This is a genomic window from Streptomyces sp. LUP47B, from assembly GCF_001746295.1.
Taxonomy (GTDB): domain Bacteria; phylum Actinomycetota; class Actinomycetes; order Streptomycetales; family Streptomycetaceae; genus Streptomyces.
On sequence record NZ_MJAH01000006.1, the window covers coordinates 542,940 to 569,006 of the forward strand.

A 26,067-nucleotide genomic window follows, 5' to 3' on the forward strand; every position below is an offset into this window, starting at 1 on the left:
CATCACGGTGACAGGGTGTGGCGACAGACAGGGTGCGGCTACGATGACCGGCACAAGGACGGGCGGCGAAAGGGAGTCGTCCCCAGCGGCGGCGCCCGGTGCACATCCGGGGCGAGGAGGGCGGGCCATGGTGCAGAAGGCCAAGATCCTCCTGGTCGATGACCGGCCGGAGAATCTGCTCGCGCTGGAGGCCATTCTCTCCGCGCTCGATCAGACACTGGTGCGGGCATCGTCCGGGGAGGAAGCACTCAAGGCACTGCTCACGGACGACTTCGCGGTGATTTTGCTGGACGTCCAGATGCCTGGCATGGACGGCTTCGAGACCGCGGCGCACATCAAACGGCGGGAGCGGACCCGGGACATCCCGATCATCTTCCTCACCGCGATCAACCACGGTCCGCACCACACCTTCCGGGGGTACGCGGCCGGGGCGGTGGACTACATCTCCAAGCCGTTCGACCCGTGGGTGCTGCGTGCGAAGGTCTCGGTCTTCGTCGAGCTCTACATGAAGAACTGCCAGCTGCGGGAGCAGGCGGCGCTGCTGCGGCTCCAGTTGGAGGGCGGCGGAGGCAAGGCGGCGGCAGGGGACGCGAAGGAGCCGGCGGGTCTGCTCGCCGAGTTGTCCGCGCGTCTGGCCGCGGTCGAGGAGCAGGCAGAGGCGCTCTCCAAGCAACTGGACGACGAGTCCGCGGACGCGGCCGCGGTGGCCACCGCAGCCCATCTCGAACGCAAACTCACCGGGTTGCGGCGGGCGCTGGACGCGCTGGAGCCGGGCACCGGGAGTTCGCCGTCGGTGTCTTCCCAGAACTGACGCCCGTCCACGGACCCCTTGAGCCGGCGTCAGTTCCACACCTCTCCAGGAGCGACACGAACGGGTGAAGCAGTAGGCACACGTGTCCGCGGTCGTCTCCACCGGTAACCTCGCACCTATGGCCTCACGTCCCTCCGCAGCCAAGAAGCAGCCCGCCAAGAAGGCTGCCGCTCCCGCGAAGGGTCCGGCGGGGAAGGCCGCGGTGAAGAAAGCACCAGCGAAGAAGGCGCCCGCCAGGAAGGCCGCGGCGAAGAAAGCCGCGCCGCCGAAGCCGGCGCCCAGCCCGACCGGGGGCGTCTATCGTCTCGTCCGGGCCGTCTGGCTCGGCCTGGCCCATGCCGTGGGCGCGGTGTTCCGCGGGATAGGGCAGGGCGCGAAGAACCTCGACCCCGCGCACCGGAAGGACGGCGTGGCGCTTCTGCTGCTCGGCCTCGGCCTGATCGTCGCCGCCGGTACCTGGTCGAACCTGCGCGGCCCGGTGGGTGACCTCGTCGAGATCATCGTGACCGGCGCCTTCGGCCGGCTCGACCTGCTCGTGCCGATACTGCTCGCGGTCATCGCCGTCCGGTTCATCCGGCACCCCGAGAAGCCCGAGGCCAACGGCCGCATCGTGATCGGCCTGTCGGCGCTCGTCATCGGCGTGCTCGGGCAGGTCCACATCGCCTGCGGCGCGCCCGCCCGCAGCGACGGCATGCAGGCGATAAGGGACGCGGGCGGTCTCATCGGCTGGGGAGCGGCGACCCCGCTGACCTACACCATGGGCGAGGTCCTCGCCGTACCGCTCCTCGTCCTGCTGACGGTCTTCGGGCTGCTCGTCGTCACGGCCACCCCGGTCAACGCCATCCCGCGGCGGCTGCGGGAGCTCGGTGTGCGGCTAGGGATCCTCCCCGACCCGGCGGAGGACGAACTCGGCGAGGACGACGAGCGCTACGACGAGCAGTGGCGCGAGGCACTGCCCGCGCGCGGTCGCAAGCGAGGTCCCGCGCCCGAGTCGTACGACCCCGACGGAGCGGAGCAGGAGGCCCTCACACAGCGCCGTGGGCGCCCCAGGCGCTCCGCGGTGCCGCAGCCCGCGATGGACCGGCGGATGGACGCCGTGGACATCGCCGCGGCCGCCGCCGCCGACCTGGACGGCGTCGTCATGCACGGCCTGCCGCCCTCGGCGCTGGTCGCCGACCTCACCCAGGGCGTCAGCGTGGGCGACCGTTTGGAGACGACCCCGGTACCCACCCCCGTCCCGGCGGCGCGGCCCAAGCAGGACGCGCGGCCGAAGCAGGAGAAGCTCAAGGTCGAGGTCGCCGACCTCACCAAGCCCGCTCCCGAGGCCCCCGGCGAACTGCCCCCGCGCGCGGAGCAGCTTCAGCTGTCCGGCGACATCACCTACGCGCTGCCCTCGCTCGACCTCCTGGAGCGCGGTGGCCCCGGCAAGGCGCGCAGCGCGGCCAACGACGCCATCGTCGCCTCGCTGACGAACGTCTTCACGGAGTTCAAGGTCGACGCCGCCGTCACCGGCTTCACGCGCGGGCCGACGGTCACCCGCTACGAGGTCGAGCTCGGCCCCGCCGTGAAGGTCGAGCGGATCACCGCGCTGGCCAAGAACATCGCGTACGCCGTCGCCAGCCCGGATGTGCGGATCATCAGCCCGATCCCCGGCAAGTCGGCGGTCGGCATCGAGATCCCGAACACCGACCGCGAGATGGTCAACCTCGGTGACGTGCTGCGGCTCGCGGCGGCCGCCGAGGACGAGCACCCCATGCTGGTCGCGCTCGGCAAGGACGTCGAGGGGGGCTACGTGATGGCCAACCTGGCGAAGATGCCGCACGTGCTCGTCGCCGGTGCCACCGGTTCCGGTAAGTCGTCGTGCATTAACTGCTTGATCACTTCCGTCATGGTCCGTGCGACCCCCGAGGACGTGCGCATGGTCCTCGTCGACCCCAAGCGTGTGGAGCTGACCGCCTACGAGGGCATCCCGCACCTGATCACGCCCATCATCACCAACCCGAAGCGGGCCGCCGAGGCGCTCCAGTGGGTCGTACGGGAGATGGACCTTCGCTACGACGACCTGGCGGCGTACGGCTTCCGGCACATCGACGACTTCAACGAAGCCATAAGGAACGGCAAGGTCAAGCTGCCCGAGGGCAGTGAGCGCGAGCTCCAGCCCTACCCGTATCTGCTGGTGATCGTCGACGAGCTCGCCGACCTGATGATGGTCGCCCCGCGGGACGTCGAGGACGCGATCGTGCGGATCACGCAGCTCGCGCGCGCGGCCGGCATTCACCTGGTGCTCGCCACGCAGCGCCCTTCCGTGGACGTCGTCACCGGTCTGATCAAGGCGAACGTGCCGTCGCGGCTCGCCTTCGCCACCTCCTCGCTCGCCGACTCGCGGGTCATCCTCGACCAGCCCGGCGCCGAGAAGCTGATCGGCAAGGGCGACGGGCTCTTCCTGCCGATGGGGGCCAACAAACCCACCCGTATGCAGGGCGCCTTCGTGACCGAGGACGAGGTCGCGGCGATCGTCCAGCACTGCAAGGACCAGATGGCGCCGGTCTTCCGGGACGACGTCGTCGTGGGCACCAAGCAGAAGAAGGAGATCGACGAGGAGATCGGCGACGACCTCGACCTGCTGTGCCAGGCGGCCGAGCTGGTGGTCTCCACACAGTTCGGGTCGACCTCCATGCTCCAGCGCAAGCTGCGGGTCGGGTTCGCGAAAGCGGGGCGTCTGATGGACCTCATGGAGTCCCGGGGCATCGTCGGGCCGAGCGAGGGATCCAAGGCTCGTGACGTTCTTGTGAAGGCTGACGAGCTGGACGGAGTGCTCGCGGTGATCCGCGGGGAGGCTTAGAGGGAGTCCGGAGCGGATGAGGCCACCGATGTTCGATCGTGACTCACCCGTAAGGGATCATTGAGCAACCGTTTCCCTTCGGCGCACGTCAAGTTGAGGGAAGCGAAAAGCTGCTGCTCCACCATCGGCGTGTCCGGCCATTCCGATGGCGTACAAAGTCCTACCGCCCGGTTGCCCCACCCTTTCGCACCCCCCCTAGACTGAACCTCCAGCACAGGTGGCTTAAACGCTCGAAAGGCGCCCCCGTGTCCATCGGCAACTCCCCTGAAGACGAGCGTCCGTTCGAAGACGACCGACAGGAAGACCGCCTCTCCGTCGGCCACGCCCTGAAACAGGCGCGGATCGCGGCTGGGTTGACCGTCGACGACGTCAGCAACGCCACCAGGGTCCGCATCGCCATCGTGCATGCCATCGAGGCGGACGATTTCGCCCCCTGCGGGGGCGATGTGTACGCCCGGGGCCACATCCGGACCCTGGCCAAGGCCGTCCATCTGGATCCGGCCCCCCTGCTGGACCAGTTCGCCGCCGATCACGGCGGCGGGCGTCCGGCCCCGACCCCGGCCGCTCCGCTGTTCGAGGCGGAACGCATCCGTCCCGAGCGCCGCGGGCCGAACTGGACCGCGGCCATGGTCGCCGCGATCGTCGCCGTGGTCGGCTTCGTCGGGTTCACCGCCTTCAAGGGCGGCGACGACGGCGGGACGACCCAGGTCGCCGACGGCACCACGCCCGCCACCAGCAAGTCTCCGACGCCCAAGTCCGACAAGACCACCAAGCACCCGAAGCCGACGCCCACGCCGACCGACAGTGCCATCGCGGCGGCCCCCCAGGACAAGGTGACCGTGCAGGTCAGCGCCGCCGACGGAAAGAGCTGGATCCTAGCCAAGGACCACAACGGCCGGACCCTCTTCGACGGACTGCTCACGCAGGGCGACACCAAGACCTTCCAGGACAGCGACAAGATCAACCTCGTCCTCGGTGACGCCGGGGCGATCCAGCTGTACGTGAACGGCAAGAAGATCGACGACGACTGGCAGCCCGGGGCCGTGGAGCGCCTGACGTACACGAAGGGCGACCCGCAGGTCGGATAGGGATCCGTTCGTTCTGCCGTCACGGGGTTGGCCAAGATCGGCCAACCCCGTCGACGTGGGGTGTCAGTAGGACGAAGTAGTCTTGAGCCCATGCCTGAACGCCGTACCGTCGCACTTGTCACTCTTGGCTGCGCCCGCAACGAGGTGGACTCGGAGGAGCTCGCAGGCCGTTTGGAGGCGGACGGCTGGGATCTCGTGAACGACGCCGCCGACGCGGACGTCGCCGTCGTCAACACCTGTGGCTTCGTCGAAGCCGCCAAGAAGGACTCCGTCGACGCCCTCCTCGAGGCCAACGATCTCAAGGGGCACGGCAGAACCCAGGCCGTCGTGGCGGTGGGCTGCATGGCCGAGCGGTACGGCAAGGACCTCGCCGAGGCGCTGCCGGAGGCGGACGGCGTGCTCGGCTTCGACGACTACGCCGACATCTCCGACCGGCTGCAGACGATCCTCAGCGGCGGCATCCACGCCGCGCACACCCCACGCGACCGGCGCAAGCTGCTGCCGATCAGCCCCTCCCAGCGGCAGGAGTCGGCGGCGTCCGTCGCGCTGCCCGGCCACGGGCCGGCCGCCGAAGCCCCCGAGGCGGCTCCCGCCGACCTCCCGGAGGGGCTCGCTCCTGCTTCCGGTCCCCGTGCGCCCCTGCGCCGCCGCCTGGACGGTTCCCCGGTCGCCTCCGTGAAGCTGGCCTCCGGCTGCGATCGGCGCTGCTCCTTCTGCGCCATCCCGTCCTTCCGCGGCTCCTTCATCTCGCGTCGCCCCTCGGACGTCCTCAACGAGACGCGCTGGCTGGCCGAGCAGGGGGTCAAGGAGATCATGCTGGTCTCCGAGAACAACACGTCGTACGGCAAGGACCTCGGCGACATCCGTCTCCTCGAGTCCCTCCTGCCCGAGCTCGCCGAGGTCGACGGCCTGGAACGCGTGCGTGTCAGCTATCTCCAGCCGGCCGAGATGCGGCCGGGCCTGATCGACGTGCTGACGTCCACGCCCAAGGTGGTGCCCTACTTCGACCTGTCCTTCCAGCACTCCGCCCCCGACGTGCTGCGCGCGATGCGTCGCTTCGGCGACACCGACCGCTTCCTGGAGCTGCTCGACACCATCCGCGGCAAGGCTCCAGAGGCCGGGGTGCGCTCCAACTTCATCGTGGGCTTCCCCGGCGAGACCGAGGCCGACCTCGCCGAGCTGGAGCGGTTCCTGAACGGCGCGCGACTGGACGCCATCGGCGTCTTCGGGTACTCCGACGAGGAGGGCACCGAAGCGGCGACGTACGAGAACAAGCTGGACGAGGACGTCGTCGCCGAGCGGCTGGCACGTGTCTCCCGGCTCGCCGAAGAACTCGTCTCGCAGCGCGCCGAGGAGCGCGTCGGCGAGACCGTGCACGTCCTGGTCGAGTCCATCGACGGCGAGGGCGTGTACGGCCGAGGCGCGCACCAGGCGCCGGAGACCGACGGCCAGGTGCTGCTCACGAGCGGCGAAGGTCTGAGCGTCGGTCGTATGGTCGAGGCGAAGGTGGTCGGTACGGAAGGTGTCGACCTGGTGGCCGAGCCGCTCGACGGCTCGCTCGGGTGTAGTGAGGAGGCGGGCAGATGACCGGAGTTCCGGCGTCCGCTGCGGGTGGCCCCTCCGCCGCGAAGGGCGGACCGGCGGGCGGCGTCTCGAGTGCCGCCTCCGGTGTGGCCCCCAGCGCTCCGTCGGACGCGGTCTCCGCTACGGCTGCCGAGGTACGCGCGAGTGCCGTCCCCCCGGCGGGTGTCGTTGCCGGCGCGGCTTCCGGGGCCGGCGTCGACTCCGGTTCGAAGACCGCGCGCGGTGGGAAGATCGCGGCCGCGGCGGTCAACCAGGCCAGCGTCTGGAACGTCGCCAATCTGCTGACCATGCTCCGGCTGGTCCTCGTGCCCGGCTTCGTCGCCCTGATGCTGGCCGACGGCGGGTACGACCCGGCGTGGCGCTCGTTCGCCTGGGCGGCCTTCGCGGTCGCCATGATCACCGACCTGTTCGACGGACACCTGGCGCGCGCCTACAACCTCGTCACGGACTTCGGGAAGATCGCCGACCCCATCGCCGACAAGGCGATCATGGGGGCGGCGCTGATCTGTCTCTCCGGTCTCGGCGACCTGCCGTGGTGGGTCACGATCGTCATCCTCGGCAGGGAACTCGGGATCACCCTGCTGCGTTTCCTCGTCATCCGGTACGGCGTGATCCCGGCGAGCCGTGGCGGCAAGCTCAAGACCCTCAGCCAGGGCATCGCCGTAGGGATGTACATCCTGGCGCTGACGGGATGGCTGGCCACCGCGCGGTTCTGGGTGATGGCTGTGGCGGTCGTACTGACGGTCGTGACGGGGCTCGACTATGTGAGACAGGCCATTGTGCTGCGCAGGCAGGGAATCGCCGAGCGCAAGGCGGCGTTGGAGGAGACGGAAGCGTGAATTCCCCGGCCGCCCAAGTGGTGCAACTACTCACCGTGAAGGGTCAGACGCTCGCGGTCGCCGAGTCGCTCACCGGCGGACTGGTTGCGGCGGAAATCACAGCGGCTCCCGGGGCGTCGCAGGCGTTCAGGGGGTCGGTGACCGCCTATGCCACCGAACTGAAGCATGAGCTGTTGGGTGTCGACGCCACCCTGCTGTCCCAGCGAGGCGCGGTGGATCCGCAGGTCGCGGCCGAGATGGCGGCCGGGGTGCGCAAGGCACTCGGCGCCGACTGGGGCATCGCGACCACCGGAGTCGCGGGCCCGGAACCGCAGGACGGCAAGCCCGTCGGGACGGTTTTCGTGGCTGTCGACGGGCCGTCCGCGGGTGCTTCCGACGCAGCGGGTGGCGGGAAAGTGACCGCGCTGCGGTTGAACGGCGACCGCGCGGAAATTCGTATGGAGAGTGTACGGAGCGTACTCGCACTGCTCCTGGAAGAGCTTGCGAGCGAACAGACCGGGAATGAGCGGGCACAGGATACGGAACGGAACGGGGGGTTTTGATGTTTGCAGCCCTGAGTGAACACGACATCGCTCCCCGCACGGCCGCGGCGCAAGGCGGTACGGTGGGGCGTGAAGGATGCGGCTACGCGGTCCGAGGAGGGAGCCACCGATGATTCTGCTCCGTCGCCTGCTGGGTGACGTGCTGCGTCGGCAGCGCCAACGCCAGGGCCGTACTCTGCGCGAAGTCTCCTCGTCCGCCCGAGTCTCACTCGGCTATCTCTCCGAGGTGGAGCGGGGGCAGAAGGAGGCTTCCTCCGAGCTGCTGTCCGCGATCTGCGACGCGCTGGACGTACGGATGTCCGAACTCATGCGGGAAGTGAGCGACGAGCTCGCCCTCGCCGAGCTGGCCCAGTCCGCTGCGGCCACGCCCAGCGCGCCGGTACCGGCAGGGGTGCGCCCGATGCTGGGTTCCGTCTCGGTCAAGGGTGTGCCACCGGAACGGGTGACCATCAAGGCGCCCAGCGAAGCCGTCGACGTCGTAGCGGCGTGACGCTCACGCTTGGTGTGCCATGAGCTGACGGCACGCCGAGAGCAAGTCTGCGAGGCCCCGGACGGGCTTCTCCAGCTGGACTGGAGAGGCGCCGGTCGGGGTTTTCGTGCATCTTGGAGCGACGGCCGCTTCGGTGCGTCCGTGTGCCCTTGGTGCGCCCTCCCCGTGGGTGCGGCGGCGGTCTAGCGTCCGGGCTGGAGGTGGCTGCATGGCGGGGCCGGCAGTACGCCGGGGGGTGACTCTCGGGCTCGGGGCACTGTGGTGGTGGGCCGTGGCGCGGCTGGTGCTGGCGCCGGACGCCGGGGGGCTCGAAGGAGCGATCGCGGCGGGCGGATGGGGGCTGAGCCTGCTGCCGGTGCACTGTGTGCCGAAGGGGCGGGCCGCGGGAGCCGTGGGTGCCGGGCGATGGCGTCAGGCATGGCGGGCGGGGAGGCCTTCGGGGGCCGGGCGCTCCGGTGGGGCGGGTGCGGCTACCACGGCATCGCCACCCCGCCGTTCGGGCGGACGATCTGGCCCGTCGTGAAGGACGAGGCGTCGGAGGCCAGGTAGAGCACGGCGTGGGCGATGTCCTCCGGTTCACCGACGCGTCCGAGCGGTGACATGCGGGACATGAGTGCCTCGGTGTGGGCCTGTGCCTGCTCGTCGTGGCGGTCGGTCATGGGAGTGCGGATCCAGCCGGGTGCGACCGCGTTGACCCGGATGCCGTAGCGGCCGACCTCGGTGGCCAGGGTCTTCGTGAGCTGTACCACGGCTGCTTTGGCCGCGCCGTAGCAGAGCAGCCCGGGTCCGCCGGTGTCCACGGCGCCGGAGGCCATCGTGACGATGCTGCCTCTCGTCTCCCGCTCCAGCATCAGGCGGGTCGCCTCCTGGCAGGCGTGGAGCACGCCCTTGAAGTTGACGTTCAGGACGCGGTCGAGGTCTTCGTCCCTCGTCTCCAGGACCGGGCTGCTGTGCATGATTCCGGCGACCGCGGCCAGTACGTCGAGGCGCTCGCAGGAGGTGATGGCCTGGTGGAGCTGTTCGCGGTCGGTGACGTCGAGGGGATGGGTGGGGGCGGTGCCGCCCGCGTCCTTGATCAGGGCCGCCGTCTCGTGCAGTCCCGACGCGTCGAGGTCGGCGCAGTGCACGGTGGCGCCCGCCTCGGCGAGCAGGACGGCGGTCGCACGGCCGATGCCACTCGCGGCGCCGGTGACGAATGCGGTGCGTCCGGTGAGGTCGTACGCGCTGACGGCCATGGAGCGACGGTACGAGCGTTTCTGACGGAGCGTCAATTGGTCGTATGGCGTGAGGTTCTGGAGTGTGTTCCGCTCGGTGCCCTGTGGTGGGGGCTCGGGGCGGGGCCGGTTTGGCAGTGCGGGCACCAGTACGTGGGACGTTCGCGGGAGCCGTCGCCCTGGTCGGCGACGCGGATGGAGGTGTGGCAGCGCAGGCACGGGCGGGGCGCGCGGCCGTAGACGAACAGGTCCTGGCCGCGGCGGCCGGTCGTGCTGCGGACCGGGCGGTCGCGGTTGACCTCCAGGAGCTTCTTGGCGAGCGCGGGGAGCTGAGCGGCGCGGTCCGCGGGGAGGGCGCCGATGGGGAGCCAGGGGGTGGCGCCGAGAAGGAAGCAGAGTTCGCTCTTGTAGACGTTGCCGATGCCGGCGAGATTGCGCTGGTCGAGGAGGGCCTCGCCGAGGGGGCGGGCGGGGTCCTGGAGCAGGTTCGCCAGGGCCGCCTCGGGGTTCCAGTCCGGGCCCAGGAGGTCGGGGCCGAGGTGGCCGACGGCTCTGTGCTCGTCCGAGGTGCGCAGGAGCTCCAGGACGGGGAGGCGGTACCCGACGGCTGTGCGGTCGGCGTTGGCCAGGATCGCGCGGATCTGGTGGGTGGGGCCGCCGGTCCAGCGCTGGTTGTCCGCGTACACCTTCCAGGAGCCGTCCATGCGGAGGTGGGAGTGGAGGGTCAGACCGCCCTCGATACGGGTGAGGAGGTGCTTGCCGCGTGGGGTGACGTCGAGGACTCGGCGGCCCGTGAGGTCGGCTGTGGCGTATTTCGGCACCCTCAGGTCGCTGCGGGTCAGCACCTTGTCCGCGAGGGCGCTGTGCAGGCGTCTCGCGGACTGCCAGACCGTGTCTCCTTCGGGCATGGGTCAAGGGTGGCATGGGGGAGGGGCGCGGTGGGGCGAGGGGGCGTGGGGAGGGTGCGGGTGGTGGCTTCGCCTTCGGTCGGTTACACGCGGACACCGCGTGCGGGTGTCGTCTTCACGTCCGGGCGGCTCGGGTGTGCTGAGGTTGGCGGGGGCGGGGTGGGTGGCGGTGGCTTGGCGGCCGCGGGCGGAGAGAGGGTCGTCATGCGCGTAGGCGTAGGCCGCGCGTGGCATGGGGGCGGGGCGAGCGGGGGTGGAGCGGGTGTGCGTGGTGGCTTTGCCTTCGGTCGGTTCGGTTCACCTGCGCCACCCGTGGGGGTGTCGTCGTCGCGTCCGGTGGCTCGGGCGTGCTCGCTGTCGACGGCCGCGGGGGTGGAGAAGGCCGTCATGCGCGCAGGCGCAGTCCGCGAGGGGTGGCGATGAAGCCCGCTGTTTCCAGGAGGGTGCCCAGGGGGGAGGTCAGGGCCGAGGTGCCGTTGATGCGTTCCACCGTGACCGTGCCGAGGGAACCGGCCTTGGCGGCCGCGGCGAGCGACTCCGCCGCTGTGTGCAGGCGGGGGTCGTCGGTGGGTGTGGTGTCGGGGGCGGAGGGCCAGGCCAGGAGGGTCTTGCCGCCCCGCTCCATGTAGAGCGTGAGCTCGCCGTCCACGAGGACCACGAGGGAGCCCGCCTTGCGGCCCGGCTTGTGGCCGGCCTCGGTCGGTGGATCGGGCCAGGGCAGGGCGGCGCCGTAGGCGTTGGCGGGGTCGGCGGCGGCGAGGACCACGGCTCGGGAGGCGTCGGATGAGTTGTTCCTGCGACTGCCGAAGCTGGATCCGTATCCGGGGGTGGCTTGCCAGTGCTGGGGGGTGGGCTGGGGCGGGTAGTCGCGCGGTGAGATGTACTCGTCGCGGGATGCGGGGGACGGGGAACCGGCGGTGAAGTCGGGGCCTGATCCGGGGCCGGGGCCGTCGGGGTTGTCGAAGGCGCGGGTCCAGTCCCAGTCCTCGTTCGCGAGGTCGCCTTGTGCGAGGCCGTTGGGGGTTTCGGGTACCGAGCCGGAATCCCAGATGTCGGGAGTGCCGCTGTCCGGCACCGGCTCCCCGCGGTCGCGGGCGTTGGATACCGCGCGGAGACGGTCGACCGCGCCGTCCATGGCGAACTGGGCTGCGCCGAGGCCCTCCACGACGTAGCCTCGGCGGGCCTGGCCGCTGTCCTCGAAGGCGGAGAGGATGCGGTACGTCGCCGAGAAGCCGCCCTCCACGCCTTCCGCCGAGACGGCCCCCCGGGTGACCACGCCATGCCGGTCGAGGAGAGTGCGGGCCAGGGCATGGGCGCGCACGGTCGGATCGGCCTCGCGTGCCGGGAGCAGCGACCAGCGGCCGGCGACGGTCGGCGGGCCGGTGCGGGAGGCGGGGCGGGCCGCGGCCGTGAGGGAGCCGTAGCGGCCGCGGGGGATCGTGCGTTTGGCGCGGTGAGCGGTGGAGCCGGCGGTGCGACCGGAGCCCAGGAGGGAGCGCATGGGGGTGAGGGTGTCGTTGGTGAGCCGCCCGGACCAGGCCAGGTCCCATACGGCGTCGGCCAGTTGGGGATCGGTGGCGTCGGGGTGGGTGGTGGCGCGCACCTGGTCGGCGATCTGGCGGAAGAACAGGCCGTAGCCACCGGTGAGGGCGTCCAGGACGGACTGGTGCAGCGCCGTCAGCTCCAGAGGGTGGGGCGGTGGCAACAGGAGGGGGGCCGCGTCCGCCAGGTACAGGGAGACCCAGCCGTCCTTTCCGGGCAGGGCGCCCGCCCCGGCCCACACGATCTCTCCGGCGGCGGTGAGCTCGTCGAGCATGGCCTGGGTGTAGTTCGTGACGCGTGACGGCAGGACGAGCTTCTCCAGGGCGGAGGCGGGCACGGACGCGCCCTGCAACTGCTCGACGGCACGCACCAGTCCGTCGATGCCGCGCAGGGAATGGCCCTTGCCGATGTGCTGCCACTGCGGCAGGAACTGGGCGAGGGCCGGTGGCGGCACCGGTTCGAGTTCGTGGCGCAGGGCCGCCAGGGAGCGGCGGCGAAGACGGCGGAGCACCGTGGCGTCGCACCACTCCTGGCCGATGCCCGCCGGGTGGAACTCGCCCTGTACGACCCGTCCGCTCGCCGCCAGGCGCTGCAACGCGCCTTCCGTGACCGCCGTGCCCAGCCCGAAGCGGGCGGCGACCGTCGCCGAGGTGAAGGGGCCGTGAGTACGGGCGTAGCGCGCGAGGAGGTCACCGAGGGGATCCTTGACCGGCTCGGTGAAGGCCTCCGGGACGCCGACCGGCAGCGCTGTGCCGAGCGCGTCGCGCAGGCGGCCCGCGTCCTCGATCGCCGCCCAGTGGTCGGCGCCGGCGACACGGACCTTGATCGCGCGGCGGGCTCCTGCGAGCTCCTGCGCCCACTGCGGCTCGGCGCCCCGCTCGGCCAGCTCGGCGTCCGTGAGCGGGCCGAGGACACGGAGGATGTCCGCGACGCCCTCGGCGTCCTTCACGCGGCGGTCCTCGGTGAGCCACTGGAGCTCCCGCTCCAGCTCGGTCAGCACCTCGGCGTCGAGCAGCTCGCGCAGCTCCGCCTGGCCGAGCAGCTCGGCCAGCAGACGGGAATCCAGCGACAGGGCCGCCGCGCGGCGCTCGGCGAGCGGCGAGTCTCCTTCGTAGAGGAACTGGGCGACGTAGCCGAAAAGCAGGGAGCGGGCGAAGGGGGAGGGCTCGGGAGTGGTGACCTCGACCAGGCGGACCCTGCGGGATTCCAGGTCACCCATCAGCTCGACGAGGCCGGGGACGTCGAAGACGTCCTGGAGGCATTCGCGTACCGCCTCCAGGACGATGGGGAACGAACCGAACTCGCTCGCCACCTGGAGCAGTTGGGAGGCCCGCTGGCGTTGCTGCCACAGGGGGGTGCGCTTGCCGGGGTTGCGGCGTGGCAGCAGGAGCGCGCGGGCGGCGCACTCGCGGAAGCGGGAGGCGAACAGGGCCGAGCCGCCGACCTGGTCGGTGACGACCTGGTTGACCTCGCCCTTGTCGAAGACGACGTCCGCGGCGCCCACCGGAGCCTGTTCGGCGTCGTACTCCGTGCCGCTCCTGGTCGGCTCCCGGTCGAGGAGGTCCAGGCTCATCATGTCGGCGTCGGGCAGCCGAAGGACGATGCCGTCGTCGGCGTGCATGACCTGGGCGTCCATGCCGTAGCGCTCGGAGAGCTTGGCGCCGAGGGCGAGGGCCCAGGGGGCGTGGACCTGGGCGCCGAAGGGGGAGTGGACGACGACCCGCCAGTCACCGAGTTCGTCGCGGAAACGCTCCACGACGATGGTGCGGTCGTCGGGGACGTGGCCGCAGGCCTCGCGCTGCTCGTCCAGGTAGGACAGGACGTTGTCCGCCGCCCACGCGTCCAGGCCCGCGGCAAGGAGTCGCAGGCGGGCGTCCTCCTTGGACAGGGAGCCGACCTCGCGGAGGAACGCGCCCACCGCGCGGCCCAGTTCGAGGGGACGGCCCAGCTGGTCGCCCTTCCAGAAGGGGAGCCTGCCGGGGACGCCGGGGGCGGGGGAGACCAGGACGCGGTCGCGGGTGATGTCCTCGATGCGCCAGGAGCTGGTGCCGAGCGTGAAGACGTCACCGACGCGGGACTCGTAGACCATCTCCTCGTCGAGTTCGCCGACCCTTCCGCCTCCCTTCTTGGGGTCGGAGCCGGCCAGGAAGACGCCGAAGAGGCCGCGGTCGGGAATGGTGCCGCCGGAGGTGACGGCGAGGCGCTGGGCGCCGGGACGGCCGGTGATGGTGCCGGCGATGCGGTCCCAGACCACGCGCGGGCGCAGTTCGGCGAAGGCGTCGGAGGGGTAGCGGCCGGCGAGCATGTCGAGGACCGCGGTGAAGGCGGACTCGGGGAGGGCGGCGAACGGGGCCGCCCTTCGGACCGTGGCGAGGAGGTCGTCGAGCTGCCAGGTGTCCATCGCGGTCATCGCGACGACCTGCTGGGCGAGGACGTCCAAGGGGTTGGCGGGGACCTTGAGGGACTCGATGGAGCCGGTGCGCATGCGTTCCGTGACGACCGCTGCCTGGACCAGGTCGCCCCGGTACTTCGGGAAGACCACGCCGGTGGAGACTGCGCCGACCTGGTGGCCGGCGCGGCCGACGCGTTGCAGGCCGGAGGCCACGGACGGGGGCGACTCGACCTGGATGACGAGGTCCACCGCGCCCATGTCGATGCCGAGTTCCAGGCTGGAGGTGGCCACCACGGCGGGGAGGCGGCCCGCTTTGAGGTCCTCCTCGACCAGGGCGCGCTGCTCCTTGGAGACCGAGCCGTGATGGGCGCGGGCGATGACCTGGGGTGCGCCCTGGGCCGCGCCTGAACCACCCATGAGTTCGGCCGGGGCGTGGTGTTCGTCCAGGGGCTCACCGGTGGCACGCTCGTAGGCGATCTCGTTGAGGCGGTTGCAGAGGCGTTCCGCGAGGCGGCGGGAGTTCGCGAAGACGATCGTGGAGCGGTGGGACTGGACGAGGTCGGCGATGCGCTCCTCCACATGGGGCCAGATGGAGGGGCGTTCCGCGCCTTCGTTGCCCTCGGCGACCGGGGATCCGCCCAGTTCGCCGAGGTCTTCCACCGGGACCACGACCGAGAGGTCGAACTCCTTGCCGGACTTCGGCTGAACGATCTCCACCTTGCGCTGGGGGGAGAGGTAGCGCGCGATCTCGTCCACCGGGCGGACCGTGGCGGAGAGGCCGATGCGGCGGGCCGGCTTCGGGAGGAGTTCGTCGAGGCGCTCCAGGGAGAGGGCCAGGTGTGCCCCGCGCTTGGTGCCGGCCACGGCGTGGACCTCGTCGAGGATCACCGTCTCGATGCCGGTCAGCGCGTCGCGGGTCGCCGACGTCAGCATCAGGAACAGGGATTCCGGGGTGGTGATCAGGATGTCCGGAGGACGGGTGGAGAGGGCTCGGCGCTCGGCTGGAGGGGTGTCGCCGGAGCGGATGCCCACCTTGACCTCGGGCTCGGGGAGGCCGAGGCGGACGGATTCCTGGCGGATGCCGGTGAGGGGGCTGCGGAGGTTGCGCTCCACGTCGACGGCGAGCGCCTTGAGGGGAGAGACGTACAGGACTCGGCAGCGCTTCTTGGGGTCCGCGGGTGGGGGTGTGGAGGCCAGCTGGTCCAGGGCGGCGAGGAAGGCGGCCAGGGTCTTGCCGGAGCCGGTAGGGGCGACGACGAGTACGTCCGAGCCCTCTGCGATGGCCTGCCACGCGCCGGCCTGGGCGGTGGTGGGCGCGTCGAAGGCACCCGTGAACCATCCGCGGGTGGCGGGTGAGAAGCCGTTCAGGGCTCGGTGTGCTGGGCTGACCATGCGTCCATCCTGCACCCCGGGACTGACAATGCCCCTGATCTGCGGGTTGCCCCCAGTGGTTGAGCGGGGGACGCCTGCGGCGGTTGACCGGCGATGATGCCCGCGGCGACGGTGGGGGTGCCCGTCCTCGCTGCCTTGATCCACTCAGGGCGCGGGGCACCGCGTGACAATGGACGCATGGCGGGTTTCGGGGAGCGGGCGCGGCACTGGCGGTATGCCGAGTTGCCCGACGTTGACCTGCTGCGAGCCCGGTATGTGCGGAAGACGTTCGTGCGGCATACGCATGAGCACTTTGTGATCGCCGCCATCGCGGACGGGGTGGAGGTCTTTCATCATCGGGGGGCCGATCAGTACGCGGGGGCCGGTGCCCTTGCGCTGGTCAACCCCGACACGGCTCATACGGGGCGGGCTGGGGTCCCTGAGGGATGGCGGTACGGGGCCGTGTATCCGTCGCCCGAGGTGGTGGCCGGCATCGCGGCTGAGACCACTTCGCTGCGGGGCACGCCCGGATTCGTGCGGCCGGTGCTCGACGATCCGTATGCGGTGGGGTTGGTGCATCAGGTTCTGCGGGCCGCGGATGAGGGCAACGCGCTGGCCGCCGACACGTTGTTGCGGGTCGCCGTGACGCGGTTGCTGCGGGTGAACGGCGGGACGTTGCCGCAACGGGATGTGCGGAGCGCGGGCGCTCGGATCGCTGTACGCGCGCGTGCCGTGCTGGAGGAGCGGATGGCCGCGCCGCCGACTCTGGAGCAGCTGGCCGCTGATCTCGGGGTCGGTCCCTTCGCGTTGCTGCGTGCTTTTCGGGGTGTCTACGGGATGCCGCCGCACACCTGGCTGACCAATGCCCGGGTGCGGCGGGCTCGGCGGTTGCTGGATGCGGGGGCCGGCCCGGCCTCGGCCGCCGTCGAAGTGGGGTTTACGGACCAGTCTCATCTGAACCGGCATTTCACACGGATCGTGGGTGTGCCTCCGGGGGCCTATCAGCGGGAGCGCAAGAACGTACAAGACCGCCCGGGCGGTTGCTCCTAGCGTCCGAGGCGTGGCAGAAGAACAGACAGCGCTCACAGATACGCACGCCGATGGAGGCAGGCCGGACGCCTCCGTCGTACGGGACGCCCTCGGGGTCGGGGTGGCCGTCGGACTGTCCGGGTTCGCCTTCGGGGTGACTTCGGCCGGCAGCGGGCTCACGCTGACGCAGACCTGTGCGCTGAGCCTCCTGGTGTTCACCGGTGCGTCCCAGTTCGCGCTCGTAGGAGCGCTCGCGGCCGGCGGAGGCGATGTTGCAGCGGTCGCCGGGGCCTTCTTCCTGGGGGCGCGCAACGCCTTCTACGGGCTGCGGCTGTCGCAGTTGCTCGCCCTCCCGCGCGTGCTGCGTCCCTTTGCCGCCCAGTGGGTCATCGACGAGACGGCGGCTGTCTCGCTGGCTCAGCCCACGCGGCGCAGTGCGCGCATCGGGTTCGCCGTCACGGGGCTGAGTCTGTACGTGCTGTGGAATCTGACGACCTTGCTGGGAGCCTTGGGGGCCGACGCGATCGGGGACACCCGTGCGTGGGGGCTGGACGCGGCCGGGCCCGCCGTCTTTCTGGCCCTTCTGGCGCCCATGGTGAAGAGCGGCACCGAGCGGGTTGTGGCCGGGCTCGCCGTGCTGCTGGGGCTCGGGCTGCTTCCTGTGCTGCCCGCCGGGGTGCCGGTGCTGGCGGCCGCTCTTGCCGCGCCTCTTGTCCTGTGGGTGCGAGGACGTCGTGAGCGGGCGCGAGGGGAGGAGGGACGGTGAACGTCTGGATCGCCATCGGCGCCACCGCTCTCGGTTGTTACGCCGTCAAGCTCCTCGGGCTGCTCGTGCCCGCCGGAATTCTCGATCGGCCTCTGGTGAGGCGCCTTGCCGCATTGCTGCCGGTGGCGCTACTGGCCGCGCTCACCGCGCAGCAGACCTTCGCCGACGGGCGGGTGCCGGTGCTCGACGCCCGGGCCGCGGGGCTTGCCGCGGCCGCCGTCGCACTGCTCCTGCGGGCGCCGTTCCTGCTCGTGGTAGCGGCCGCAGTGGTCGTGACGGCGGGGGTGCGGGCCGTCGGGGGGTGACGGCGGTGGAGGGTGGGCCATGGAGGGTCGTTGCGGCGGGGCTCGGCCGTGCGGGCGTGGCGGTGGAGGCTGGGGTCAGGGGTCAGGGGTCATGGGGTTATGGGGGGCGGCGGGGGTCCGGCCCATCGGGTCCGTGGCCGGTGGGGGTCCGGCCATGGGGGCGTGGCGGTGGAGGTCCGACCATGGAGGGGCGTGGCGGTGGAGCTCGGATGCTCATGCGGCCTGACGGCCGGGGGCGGCCCTGCGGGTGCTGAGGTGGACGTCCGGCCACGGAGGGTCGTGGTGGCGGAGGTTGGGTCATGTGGTTGTGGCGGCGGAGCTCGGTCCATGGGGCCTGATGGCGGGAGTCGGCCATGCGGGTGCTGCGGCGGGGGTCCGGACATGGAGGATCGTGGTGGCGGAGGTTGGGTCATGGGGTTGTGGCGGCGCAGCTCGGCCCATGCGGCCTGACGGCGGGAGTCGGCCGTACTTGCGCTGCGGTGGACGTCCGGACATGGAGGGCGATGGCGGCGGGGTTCCGGGCCATCGGGTCCGTCGCAGGGGAAGTTTCGGCCATGCGGATGTGACGGCGGAGGTTCGGAGCTCAGGGACCTGAGACGTCGCCGTCAGGTGCGTGCTGGTGTGGCCGTCGTACGGCGTGGCGGAGCTGGGACGCCTCGACGCGGTCGTCGCCCAGGCCGGAATCTGCCCTCTGGAGCGGCTCAGCCCACCTCGCGGCCGTACGCCCGCAGTGTGCGCAGGGCCTCGATCGTCGCCATGGGGCGCGCTTCGAGGGCCGTGGACGGTGCCCACTGGCGTCGGCGGACCGGCCAGCCGCCGTCCTCCTGCTGCTCGGCGGCGAGGTGGTCCAGCGATCGGGACATCTCGGTGTCGGTGAACCACGCGCGCGCGAGGGAGCCCGGCGTCTTCGCGTAGTCGTGCGGGAAGTGGTGCTCGGCCGGGCCGTAACCGGGGGAGACGGGGAACGCCTCGAGGTTCGAGGGGTCCAGCGCGGCCAGACGTTGCTCGCGCACCAGTCGGCCGAGACGGTCGGCGGCCGCCTCCGCGCGCGGGCGGTCGGGTACGGAGTCCAGGAAGGTCACGGCGGCCTGGATCTCATGCGGGTGGGACACCTGGAGGGACTCCACCGCCTGCCAGCAGAAGTCCGTGGCCCGGAACAGCCAGGCGTGCCACACGTCATTGCGGTGCAGCAGACCGACCACGGGACCGGTGGTGAGCAGATCGCTCGGCGGGCCGTCCACGACCGGCATGAAGGGGGCCGTCGGATAGCCGCGCTGGACGGGAGTGACCGCCGGCAGGGCGCCGTCCGGAGTGGACACGGAGGTCAGATACCGGCACACGCGCTCCACGCGCTGTCCGCCGCAGCGTCCGACGGCGTCCAGGACCCGCAGGGCGTGACCGGTGTGCAGGGGCTGGCTGACCGGACCCCGCAGATCGGGCTCCAGCGCGTGACCGTACCCACCGTCGGCGTTGCGGTACGCCTCCAGGGCCGTCTCCACCGGATCGGGGCCGGCGTTCAGGAAGTGGTACGCGAACAGACGCTGTTCCAGCACGCGCGCGGTGAGCCAGACAAGGTGCTCGGCGCGGAAGAGCGGGGAGTGCGCCGGTGGCGTCTGGGGGAGTGGGGAAGCTCCTGTTTCGGGCATGCGTCAGACCGTAGGACGGAAAGCGTTCTCGGTAAGCGGTCCCGGCCGAGGCCCACCCTCAGGGGCGGGATACTGGAGTCATGCGGTTGACGGTCTTCTGGCAGCGGATGGCGGAACACTTCGGTCCGGGGTACGCCGACACCTTCGCGCGCGATCACGTGATGACGGAGCTCGGCGGGCGCACGGTGCACGAGGCGCTGGACGCCGGCTGGGACGCCAAGGACGTGTGGCGCGTGGTCTGCACCGTCATGAACGTTCCGGCCGAGAGACACTGAGGCGGCGTGGACGTTCCGAGAAGAAGTGCCGATCGGGCGTGAACATCTCACGAAACAGGCACTGACCGGTCACGAAGATCGCAGGACGGCGCCGATTGTCAGTCGCGTGGGCGAGACTTGCTCCGTGGCACCCACTGACGAGTCCGGGCAGGCAGCCCAGCACGCATCTCCGCTCGGCACGACGCCGCCCACCCGGCCCCCGGCCGACGGCGCCGGGCCGAACGCCCGCATGCCGCGCTGGCTGCCGCGCGCCATGGTGCTCGCGCTCGCCCTCATCGCCGTGTTCCAGCTCGGCAGTTGGGCCTTCCACCAGCTGATAGGCCTGCTCACCAACATTCTCATCGCGTTCTTCCTGGCCCTGGCCATCGAACCCGCGGTGAGCAAGATGGCGGCGCGCGGCATGCGCAGGGGGCTCGCGGCTTTCTTCGTCTTCTTCGCGGTGCTGATCGTGGCCGCCGGCTTCGTCACGCTGCTCGGTTCCATGCTCGCGGGCCAGATCATCAAGATCGTCGAGGACTTCCCGGACTACCTCGACTCCGTCATCGCCTGGATCAACGGACACTTCCACACCGATCTGAAGCGGGTGGACGTCCAGGAGGGCCTGCTGCGCTCCGACTGGCTGCGCAACTACGTGCAGAACAGCGCCACCGGCGTCCTGGACGTCTCCGCCCAGGTCCTCGGCGGGCTCTTCCAGTTGCTGACGATCGGGCTGTTCTCGTTCTACTTCGCGGCGGACGGCCCGCGACTGCGCCGCGCGATCTGCTCCGTCCTGCCGCCCGCCCGCCAGACCGAGGTGCTGCGCGCGTGGGAGATCGCCGTGGACAAGACCGGCGGCTACATCTACTCGCGCGGTCTGATGGCCCTCGTCTCCGGAGTCGCGCACTTCATCCTGCTCCAGGCCCTGGACGTGCCGTACGCGCCCGTGCTCGCCGTCTGGGTCGGCCTGGTCTCCCAGTTCATCCCGACCATCGGCACCTATCTCGCGGGCGCCCTGCCCATGCTGATCGCCTTCACGGTCAATCCCTGGTACGCGCTGTGGGTGCTGGTCTTCGTGGTGATCTACCAGCAGTTCGAGAACTACGTGCTGCAGCCCAAGCTGACTTCGAAGACCGTCGACATCCACCCCGCGGTCGCCTTCGGCTCGGTCATCGCGGGCACCGCCCTCCTCGGCGCGGTCGGCGCCCTGATCGCCATCCCGGCGGTCGCCACGCTGCAGGCGTTCCTGGGGGCGTACGTGAAGCGGTACGACGTCACCGACGACCCCCGCGTCCATGGGCACCGGAAGCGGGGCGAGGGGCCCTCACCGGCCACGCGCGTGCGTGCGCTGTGGGAGCGGCGGCGGCCAGGAACCCAGGCATCGGGCGACGGTGACGGTGACGGCTCGTCCTGAGGGCGCCGGGCTCAGTAGGCGAGGGCGGCCCACACCCCGGCGACGATGACGGCTGTGACGTAGCAGCCGATCGCCGCGTACAGGATCCGTCGCCGTAGCGGTTCGCTCCAGGGCGTGCGGGACAGCAGCCAGACCAGCGCGGGCAGGACCAGGACCGCGTGCAGGCTCACGCCGTGCAGTGGCTTGAGCGGGGCGGTCGAGTGGTAGGCCGCCTCCTGGTGGCCGGTGCGGGTGAGGACGACACCGCGCGCGATCATCGCGGCACCCGAGGCGAGCGCGACGAGCAGGATCGCGAACCCGGACCGCACCGCGAGGTCCATCCCCGCCGGGCCCGAGGGCCGGTGACGGAAGGAGTCGACCGCGAAGACCGTCAGCAGCACCACCAGGACACCGCCGCCCACCGCGAGCGTCATGGACACCGCCGTGTCGAAGGGCGTCTCCATGTCGAGGTGCGAGGGCACCCCGCGCCACGCCTGGAGGGTGATGCCGCCGACCTCCACCACACAGTCGGCCGCGAAGACCGCGAGCAGCAGGGCGCGCAGCCGGGGTCCGACACGCAGATACGACGTGACCCAGGCGACCGCGATCAGGGTCACCCCGAAGGACACCCCGAACGTCACCGGCTTGCGCCAGGAGACCGGCCCGTCCCAGGGGCCGCCGTCCACGGCGAACACCACCAGGTGCGCGAGCCCGGAGAGGACCAGGAGGACACCGGTGGCGTGGCAGAGACGCTCCACGCGGCGTCCGTCGCGGGCCCGCGGCACCGACGTCCGTGCAGGCGCCGCGGGCGCTTCCGTCGGGACCGGGTCCATCAGTGCCCTGTTCCCTTCCGGGCCAGGGTGGCCGCGGCCCCGGCGATCACCAGGGTGGCGAGCGCGACGAGTTGGGCTGCGGTCGAGGCGATGAGCGCGGTGTCACCCGAGGAGAGGTGGTCGCCGGTGTTCGGGGTCAGGATCGCGCCCATGCCGATGAACAGGCCCGCACCGAGGGCGAGACCGGTCGTCCACCGGTTTGTGCGCCAGGCCACCAGCCCTGCCACCACGAGCGGGATGACGAGTCCGGGCGGGACGGCGGGATAGTCCGCTCCCGCGGCGATCTGGCCGGCGATGGACGCGGCCAGCAGGAGCAACGCGGACAGGGTCGTGACGACGGCGGGAGGACGTGCCGTGCCGGTGTCGTTCCGGGTGGTCTCTGAGGCGCTCGTCGCGGTCTTCATGGCATCAGACTGGCGAGAACGGCCAGCCCGGTCGTCGTACCGCCGAAGGCACCTGAAGTACGCCGCGGGAAGTAGCCGGAGCGCGGCGGAGGAAGCCGCCGGAGCGTGCCACAGGAAGTGACCCGGGTGCCGTGTGGTGCGCTTGACACGAAAATCGAACATCCATTCTTATGGAAGTTCCGGCGAAGTCAACGGCGGGCGTTTCGGCATGGTTTGCATGGAGAAGCGCCCTAGTTATCCACAGGCTGGACGGGCGTCGGGACGCATTGTCAGTGGCAGGCGTTAGCGTCTTTGACGTGAAGCGATCGACTCAAGCAAATCGGGTGGAACCCATGGCAGGAACCGACCGCGAGAAGGCGCTCGACGCCGCGCTCGCACAGATTGAACGGCAGTTCGGCAAGGGTGCCGTGATGCGCCTGGGCGAGCGGCCGAACGAGCCCATCGAGGTCATCCCCACCGGGTCGACCGCACTCGACGTCGCCCTCGGCGTCGGCGGCCTGCCGCGTGGCCGGGTGGTGGAGGTGTACGGACCGGAGTCCTCCGGTAAGACGACCCTGACGTTGCACGCGGTGGCCAACGCCCAGAAGGCCGGCGGCCAGGTCGCCTTCGTGGACGCGGAGCACGCCCTCGACCCCGAGTACGCGAAGAAGCTCGGCGTCGACATCGACAACCTGATCCTGTCCCAGCCGGACAACGGCGAGCAGGCTCTGGAGATCGTGGACATGCTGGTCCGCTCCGGCGCCCTCGACCTCATCGTCATCGACTCCGTCGCCGCGCTCGTCCCGCGCGCGGAGATCGAGGGCGAGATGGGCGACAGCCACGTCGGTCTGCAGGCCCGTCTGATGAGCCAGGCCCTGCGGAAGATCACCAGCGCGCTCAACCAGTCCAAGACCACCGCGATCTTCATCAACCAGCTCCGCGAGAAGATCGGCGTGATGTTCGGCTCCCCGGAGACCACGACCGGTGGCCGAGCGCTGAAGTTCTATGCCTCGGTGCGGCTCGACATCCGCCGCATCGAGACCCTGAAGGACGGTACGGACGCGGTCGGCAACCGCACCCGCGTCAAGGTCGTCAAGAACAAGGTCGCGCCGCCCTTCAAGCAGGCCGAGTTCGACATCCTCTACGGGCACGGCATCAGCCGCGAGGGCGGTCTGATCGACATGGGCGTGGAGCACGGCTTCGTCCGCAAGGCCGGCGCCTGGTACACGTACGAGGGCGACCAGCTCGGCCAGGGCAAGGAGAACGCGCGCAACTTCCTGAAGGACAACCCCGACCTGGCCAACGAGATCGAGAAGAAGATCTTGGAGAAGCTGGGCGTCGGCGTGCGGCCCCAGGAGCCGACCGCCGAGCCGGGTGCGGATGCCGCTGTGTCCGCTGCCGCGGACGACGCCGCGAAGGTGCCGGCTACGGCGGCTGCGAAGGCGACGAAGGCCAAGGCTCCGGCCGCCAAGAGCTGATCCTGTGACACGGCGAACCGACTGGGCCGAGTACGAGGACGCCCCGCGAGGGTGGGGCGGAAAGGGTGACGGGGGTTCTGCCGGGCCGGGCGGCGGCAGGGACGGTGCGGAGGGGGGACACGGCCGCTCGGTGTCGTACGGCATGGGGCGGATCGGCGACGAGCCGCTGGGCGGCGCGGACGGGGGATACGGCCACGCGACGTCGTACGGCGTCGAGGGGACGGGCGGCGATGACCTGACGTACGGGGCCGGTCGGTCCCACCGCGGCGGGACGTACGGCGACGGTGGGCCGAGCGGCGACGAGTCCGGTGACGGGGCGGCGCGTGGTTCCGGGACGTTCGGCCGGGGCTCGCGCCGGGGCGGTCAAGCCCCGGGCGGTTCCCGGGGTCGGCGGCAGCGTCGCCGCGGCTTCGGGGAGTCGCCCGGCGAGGACGGAGGCGGCCTCTCCTTGTCGAGGGCCGAGAAGGGGGAGCCTCCGGCGGACCCGGTGGAGCGGGCGCGGGCGATCTGCCTGCGCCTGCTCACCGGGACCCCGCGCACGCGGAAGCAACTGGCCGACGCCCTGCGCAAGCGGGAGATCCCGGACGACGCCGCCGAGGAGGTGCTGTCGCGGTTCGAGGAGGTCGGACTGATCAACGACAGCGCATTCGCGGACGCCTGGGTGGAGTCCCGGCACCACGGCCGGGGGCTCGCCCGGCGGGCGCTCGTCCAGGAACTGCGGACCAAGGGCGTCGACTCCACGCTGATCGACGCGGCCGTCTCGCAGCTCGACTCCGAGCAGGAGGAGGCGACGGCCCGCGAACTCGTCGACCGCAAGCTGCGCGCGACGCGCGGCCTCGACCGCGACAAGCGACTGCGCCGCCTCGCCGGCATGCTCGCCCGCAAGGGCTACCCCGAGGGCATGGCCCTGCGGGTGGTCCGGCAGGCGCTGGAGGAGGAGGGCGAGGAGACGGAGTTCCTCGGCGACGAGGGGTTCTGAGACCGGGGAGTTTCAGGAACAGGGCCTGAGCGTCGTGACGCCGGGTCGGAAACGGGCTATGCCCCGCGCGAGGGGGAGCATCACCGGTCAGGACCGGGTCTCCCCCGGTGGGCAGCGGGGAGAGCCGGCCGTCACCGGCATCGTCGCCCCGCTGTGCGACGAGGACGGCGAAAAGATCGTGAACAACCAGGTGCGCCCTGCCACCGAGCGGACCACGGACCCGGTCCCGCCCTTACTGCCCGCCCGGCGTCGGCTGACGTCCCGGCACTCCAGGAGCCGCCGTCCCGACGGCCCGGGCGGTGACCGGCAGCCCCGCCGCCCGCCAGGCCTGGAAACCGCCGACCAGATCGGTGGCCCGGCGCAGCCCCAGCCGGTGCAGGGACTCCGCCGCCAGGCTGGAGGCGTACCCCTCGTCGCACACCACCACGACCCGCAGATCGTGGCCCATGGCCTCGGGGAGACGGTGGCTGCCCCGCGGGTCGAGGCGCCACTCCAGCTCGTTGCGCTCGACGACCAGGGCACCCGGGATCAGCCCGTCGCGCTCGCGCAGGGCCGCGTAACGGATGTCCACCAGCAGGGCCTCACCGGCCTGGACGGCGTCAAACCCCTCCTGGGCTCCGACCCGCTCGTAGCCCGCGCGCACCCGCTCCAGCAACTCGTCGATGCCGGGCGGCTGTTCGGCCGTACGACCGACAGGCGGGGCGCTCACTGCCAGTCCTCCGGCCGCTCCACGTGCTCCAGCCGGAGGATCTGGCCCGTGCGGCTGTAGCGGCGGATCTGGGGGAGGGGCGGGTAGTAGGCGTGCACGGAGATCGCGTGGACCTCGGTGGACTCGTTGAGGACCTCGTGGACGTGGTGCTGTCCGAACGAGCGGCCCTTGCCGGCCGGCAGTCGTCGCTCGCGGTCCACGTCCTCGGAGAGTTCGAGGGTCTTCCAGCCGTCGGCGGGCAGCCGGGCGGCGAGGGAGTTCTCCTTGAGCTCCCCGGCGGCGATGGTGAAGGCGCCGACCGACTCGGCGTGGTCGTGCCAGCCGGTGCCGGTGCCGGGCGGCCAGCCGATCAGCCAGGCCTCACTGCCGCCGGGCCCCTCCAGGCGCACCCAGGTGCGGCCCTCCGGGTCGAGGGGGAGCGAGTCGATCAGCTCGGCGTCGGCGGCGGTGCGCCGTACGAAGTCGAGGAGGTCGGCCTGGGTGGGCGGCGCGACGGAGGCCACCGAGGGGAACGCGGGGGAGGCAGACACGGACACCGTCCTGAGAAGAGTTCGCGAGGGCGTGCCGTGGCACAGGCACGGCACGCGGGAAAGTGAAGAGGCGAATTCAGCAGGACGGGCGACACACGCAGCCCGCATAGCGGACGAGGTCCATATGGACCCTCCGCCACAG

Annotated in this window: 24 protein-coding genes; 15 read left to right on the forward strand and 9 right to left on the reverse strand. The window is 71.2% G+C overall.

The window, feature by feature from the left end:
* The first annotated feature begins 127 nt into the window (after nucleotides 1–127).
* The 8 genes from BFN33_RS20660 (at nucleotide 128) to BFN33_RS54370 (ending at nucleotide 8,719) form a co-directional block, all read left to right on the forward strand.
* Nucleotides 128–811 carry a two-component system response regulator gene (locus BFN33_RS20660; RefSeq protein WP_062035833.1) on the forward strand — a complete coding sequence of 228 codons (684 nt, stop codon included), beginning with the start codon at nucleotides 128–130 and terminating at the stop codon, nucleotides 809–811.
* A gap of 118 nt (nucleotides 812–929) precedes the next feature.
* On the forward strand, nucleotides 930–3,653 hold the full coding sequence (locus tag BFN33_RS20665) for a DNA translocase FtsK (protein ID WP_069761888.1): 2,724 nt from the start codon (nucleotides 930–932) through the stop codon (nucleotides 3,651–3,653).
* Between the two features lie 245 nt (nucleotides 3,654–3,898).
* On the forward strand, nucleotides 3,899–4,741 hold the full coding sequence (locus BFN33_RS20670; protein WP_069761546.1) for a helix-turn-helix domain-containing protein: 843 nt from the start codon (nucleotides 3,899–3,901) through the stop codon (nucleotides 4,739–4,741).
* A gap of 90 nt (nucleotides 4,742–4,831) precedes the next feature.
* Nucleotides 4,832–6,328 carry a 30S ribosomal protein S12 methylthiotransferase RimO gene (gene rimO, locus BFN33_RS20675; protein ID WP_069761547.1) on the forward strand — a complete coding sequence of 499 codons (1,497 nt, stop codon included), beginning with the start codon at nucleotides 4,832–4,834 and terminating at the stop codon, nucleotides 6,326–6,328.
* Nucleotides 6,325–7,164 carry a CDP-diacylglycerol--glycerol-3-phosphate 3-phosphatidyltransferase gene (gene pgsA / locus BFN33_RS20680; protein WP_069761548.1) on the forward strand — a complete coding sequence of 280 codons (840 nt, stop codon included), beginning with the start codon at nucleotides 6,325–6,327 and terminating at the stop codon, nucleotides 7,162–7,164. The genes rimO and pgsA overlap by 4 nt, the downstream gene beginning before the upstream one ends.
* Nucleotides 7,161–7,706 carry a CinA family protein gene (locus tag BFN33_RS20685; RefSeq protein ID WP_069761549.1) on the forward strand — a complete coding sequence of 182 codons (546 nt, stop codon included), beginning with the start codon at nucleotides 7,161–7,163 and terminating at the stop codon, nucleotides 7,704–7,706. Before pgsA ends, BFN33_RS20685 begins: the two co-directional genes overlap by 4 nt.
* 109 nt (nucleotides 7,707–7,815) lie before the next feature.
* The gene (locus BFN33_RS20690) at nucleotides 7,816–8,196 is read left to right on the forward strand and encodes a helix-turn-helix domain-containing protein (protein WP_057613316.1); all 381 of its coding nucleotides are present in this window, start codon (nucleotides 7,816–7,818) and stop codon (nucleotides 8,194–8,196) included.
* A 208-nt stretch (nucleotides 8,197–8,404) separates the two neighbouring features.
* Entirely contained in the window at nucleotides 8,405–8,719 is a 315-nt protein-coding gene (locus BFN33_RS54370) for a hypothetical protein (RefSeq protein ID WP_079140900.1), read from the forward strand.
* Here BFN33_RS54370 and BFN33_RS20695 read toward each other — a convergent pair.
* The 3 genes from BFN33_RS20695 to BFN33_RS20705 form a co-directional block, all read right to left on the reverse strand.
* Complete coding sequence (locus BFN33_RS20695) at nucleotides 8,667–9,431, reverse strand: SDR family NAD(P)-dependent oxidoreductase (RefSeq protein WP_069761550.1); 765 nt, start codon at nucleotides 9,429–9,431, stop codon at nucleotides 8,667–8,669. The two genes, BFN33_RS54370 and BFN33_RS20695, sit on opposite strands and share 53 nt — an antisense overlap.
* Nucleotides 9,432–9,463: 32 nt before the next feature.
* On the reverse strand, nucleotides 9,464–10,318 hold the full coding sequence (locus tag BFN33_RS20700) for an Fpg/Nei family DNA glycosylase (protein ID WP_069761551.1): 855 nt from the start codon (nucleotides 10,316–10,318) through the stop codon (nucleotides 9,464–9,466).
* 385 nt (nucleotides 10,319–10,703) lie between these two features.
* Entirely contained in the window at nucleotides 10,704–15,644 is a 4,941-nt protein-coding gene (locus BFN33_RS20705) for an ATP-dependent helicase (protein ID WP_069761552.1), read from the reverse strand.
* 177 nt (nucleotides 15,645–15,821) lie between these two features.
* On the opposite strand from BFN33_RS20705, the gene BFN33_RS20710 reads away from it, so the two are divergent.
* From BFN33_RS20710 to BFN33_RS20720, 3 genes are read left to right on the forward strand one after another with little or no spacing between them, the layout of a single operon-like run.
* Nucleotides 15,822–16,673, forward strand: coding sequence for an AraC family transcriptional regulator (locus BFN33_RS20710; RefSeq protein WP_069761553.1), 852 nt, complete (start codon nucleotides 15,822–15,824; stop codon nucleotides 16,671–16,673).
* A 10-nt stretch (nucleotides 16,674–16,683) separates the two neighbouring features.
* Nucleotides 16,684–17,418 carry an AzlC family ABC transporter permease gene (locus BFN33_RS20715; RefSeq protein WP_069761554.1) on the forward strand — a complete coding sequence of 245 codons (735 nt, stop codon included), beginning with the start codon at nucleotides 16,684–16,686 and terminating at the stop codon, nucleotides 17,416–17,418.
* Nucleotides 17,415–17,723: an AzlD domain-containing protein gene (locus BFN33_RS20720; protein ID WP_069761555.1), complete on the forward strand. Its 309-nt coding sequence runs from the start codon at nucleotides 17,415–17,417 to the stop codon at nucleotides 17,721–17,723. Before BFN33_RS20715 ends, BFN33_RS20720 begins: the two co-directional genes overlap by 4 nt.
* A 701-nt stretch (nucleotides 17,724–18,424) precedes the next feature.
* On the opposite strand, the gene BFN33_RS20725 is transcribed toward BFN33_RS20720, so the two are convergent.
* The gene (locus BFN33_RS20725) at nucleotides 18,425–19,369 is read right to left on the reverse strand and encodes a hypothetical protein (RefSeq protein WP_079140901.1); all 945 of its coding nucleotides are present in this window, start codon (nucleotides 19,367–19,369) and stop codon (nucleotides 18,425–18,427) included.
* 80 nt (nucleotides 19,370–19,449) lie between these two features.
* On the opposite strand from BFN33_RS20725, the gene BFN33_RS20730 reads away from it, so the two are divergent.
* On the forward strand, nucleotides 19,450–19,644 hold the full coding sequence (locus BFN33_RS20730; protein ID WP_069761557.1) for a DUF3046 domain-containing protein: 195 nt from the start codon (nucleotides 19,450–19,452) through the stop codon (nucleotides 19,642–19,644).
* Between the two features lie 124 nt (nucleotides 19,645–19,768).
* On the forward strand, nucleotides 19,769–21,034 hold the full coding sequence (locus tag BFN33_RS20735; protein WP_079140936.1) for an AI-2E family transporter: 1,266 nt from the start codon (nucleotides 19,769–19,771) through the stop codon (nucleotides 21,032–21,034).
* An 11-nt stretch (nucleotides 21,035–21,045) separates the two neighbouring features.
* Here the strand turns inward: BFN33_RS20735 and BFN33_RS20740 are convergent, their stop codons facing one another.
* Both BFN33_RS20740 and BFN33_RS20745 read right to left on the reverse strand, forming a co-directional pair.
* Nucleotides 21,046–21,846 (reverse strand): hypothetical protein, encoded by an 801-nt coding sequence (locus BFN33_RS20740; RefSeq protein ID WP_069761559.1) that lies wholly within the window; start codon nucleotides 21,844–21,846, stop codon nucleotides 21,046–21,048.
* A complete protein-coding gene (locus BFN33_RS20745) occupies nucleotides 21,846–22,250 on the reverse strand; it encodes a hypothetical protein (protein ID WP_069761560.1) in 405 nt (134 codons plus the stop codon). The genes BFN33_RS20740 and BFN33_RS20745 overlap by 1 nt, the downstream gene beginning before the upstream one ends.
* Before the next feature lie 332 nt (nucleotides 22,251–22,582).
* Here BFN33_RS20745 and recA point away from each other — a divergent pair, with 332 nt between their 5' ends.
* Entirely contained in the window at nucleotides 22,583–23,707 is a 1,125-nt protein-coding gene (gene recA, locus BFN33_RS20750) for a recombinase RecA (protein ID WP_069761561.1), read from the forward strand.
* 4 nt (nucleotides 23,708–23,711) lie between these two features.
* Nucleotides 23,712–24,686 (forward strand): recombination regulator RecX, encoded by a 975-nt coding sequence (gene recX / locus BFN33_RS20755; protein WP_069761562.1) that lies wholly within the window; start codon nucleotides 23,712–23,714, stop codon nucleotides 24,684–24,686.
* Nucleotides 24,687–24,918: 232 nt separating this feature from the next.
* Here the strand turns inward: recX and BFN33_RS20760 are convergent, their stop codons facing one another.
* The 3 genes from BFN33_RS20760 to BFN33_RS55530 form a co-directional block, all read right to left on the reverse strand.
* The gene (locus BFN33_RS20760; protein ID WP_069761563.1) at nucleotides 24,919–25,395 is read right to left on the reverse strand and encodes a rhodanese-like domain-containing protein; all 477 of its coding nucleotides are present in this window, start codon (nucleotides 25,393–25,395) and stop codon (nucleotides 24,919–24,921) included.
* Nucleotides 25,392–25,925 carry a cysteine dioxygenase gene (locus tag BFN33_RS20765; protein ID WP_069761564.1) on the reverse strand — a complete coding sequence of 178 codons (534 nt, stop codon included), beginning with the start codon at nucleotides 25,923–25,925 and terminating at the stop codon, nucleotides 25,392–25,394. The genes BFN33_RS20760 and BFN33_RS20765 overlap by 4 nt, the downstream gene beginning before the upstream one ends.
* A gap of 76 nt (nucleotides 25,926–26,001) precedes the next feature.
* Nucleotides 26,002–26,049 (reverse strand): hypothetical protein, encoded by a 48-nt coding sequence (locus BFN33_RS55530; protein ID WP_309506048.1) that lies wholly within the window; start codon nucleotides 26,047–26,049, stop codon nucleotides 26,002–26,004.
* Between the last annotated feature and the right edge of the window lie 18 nt (nucleotides 26,050–26,067).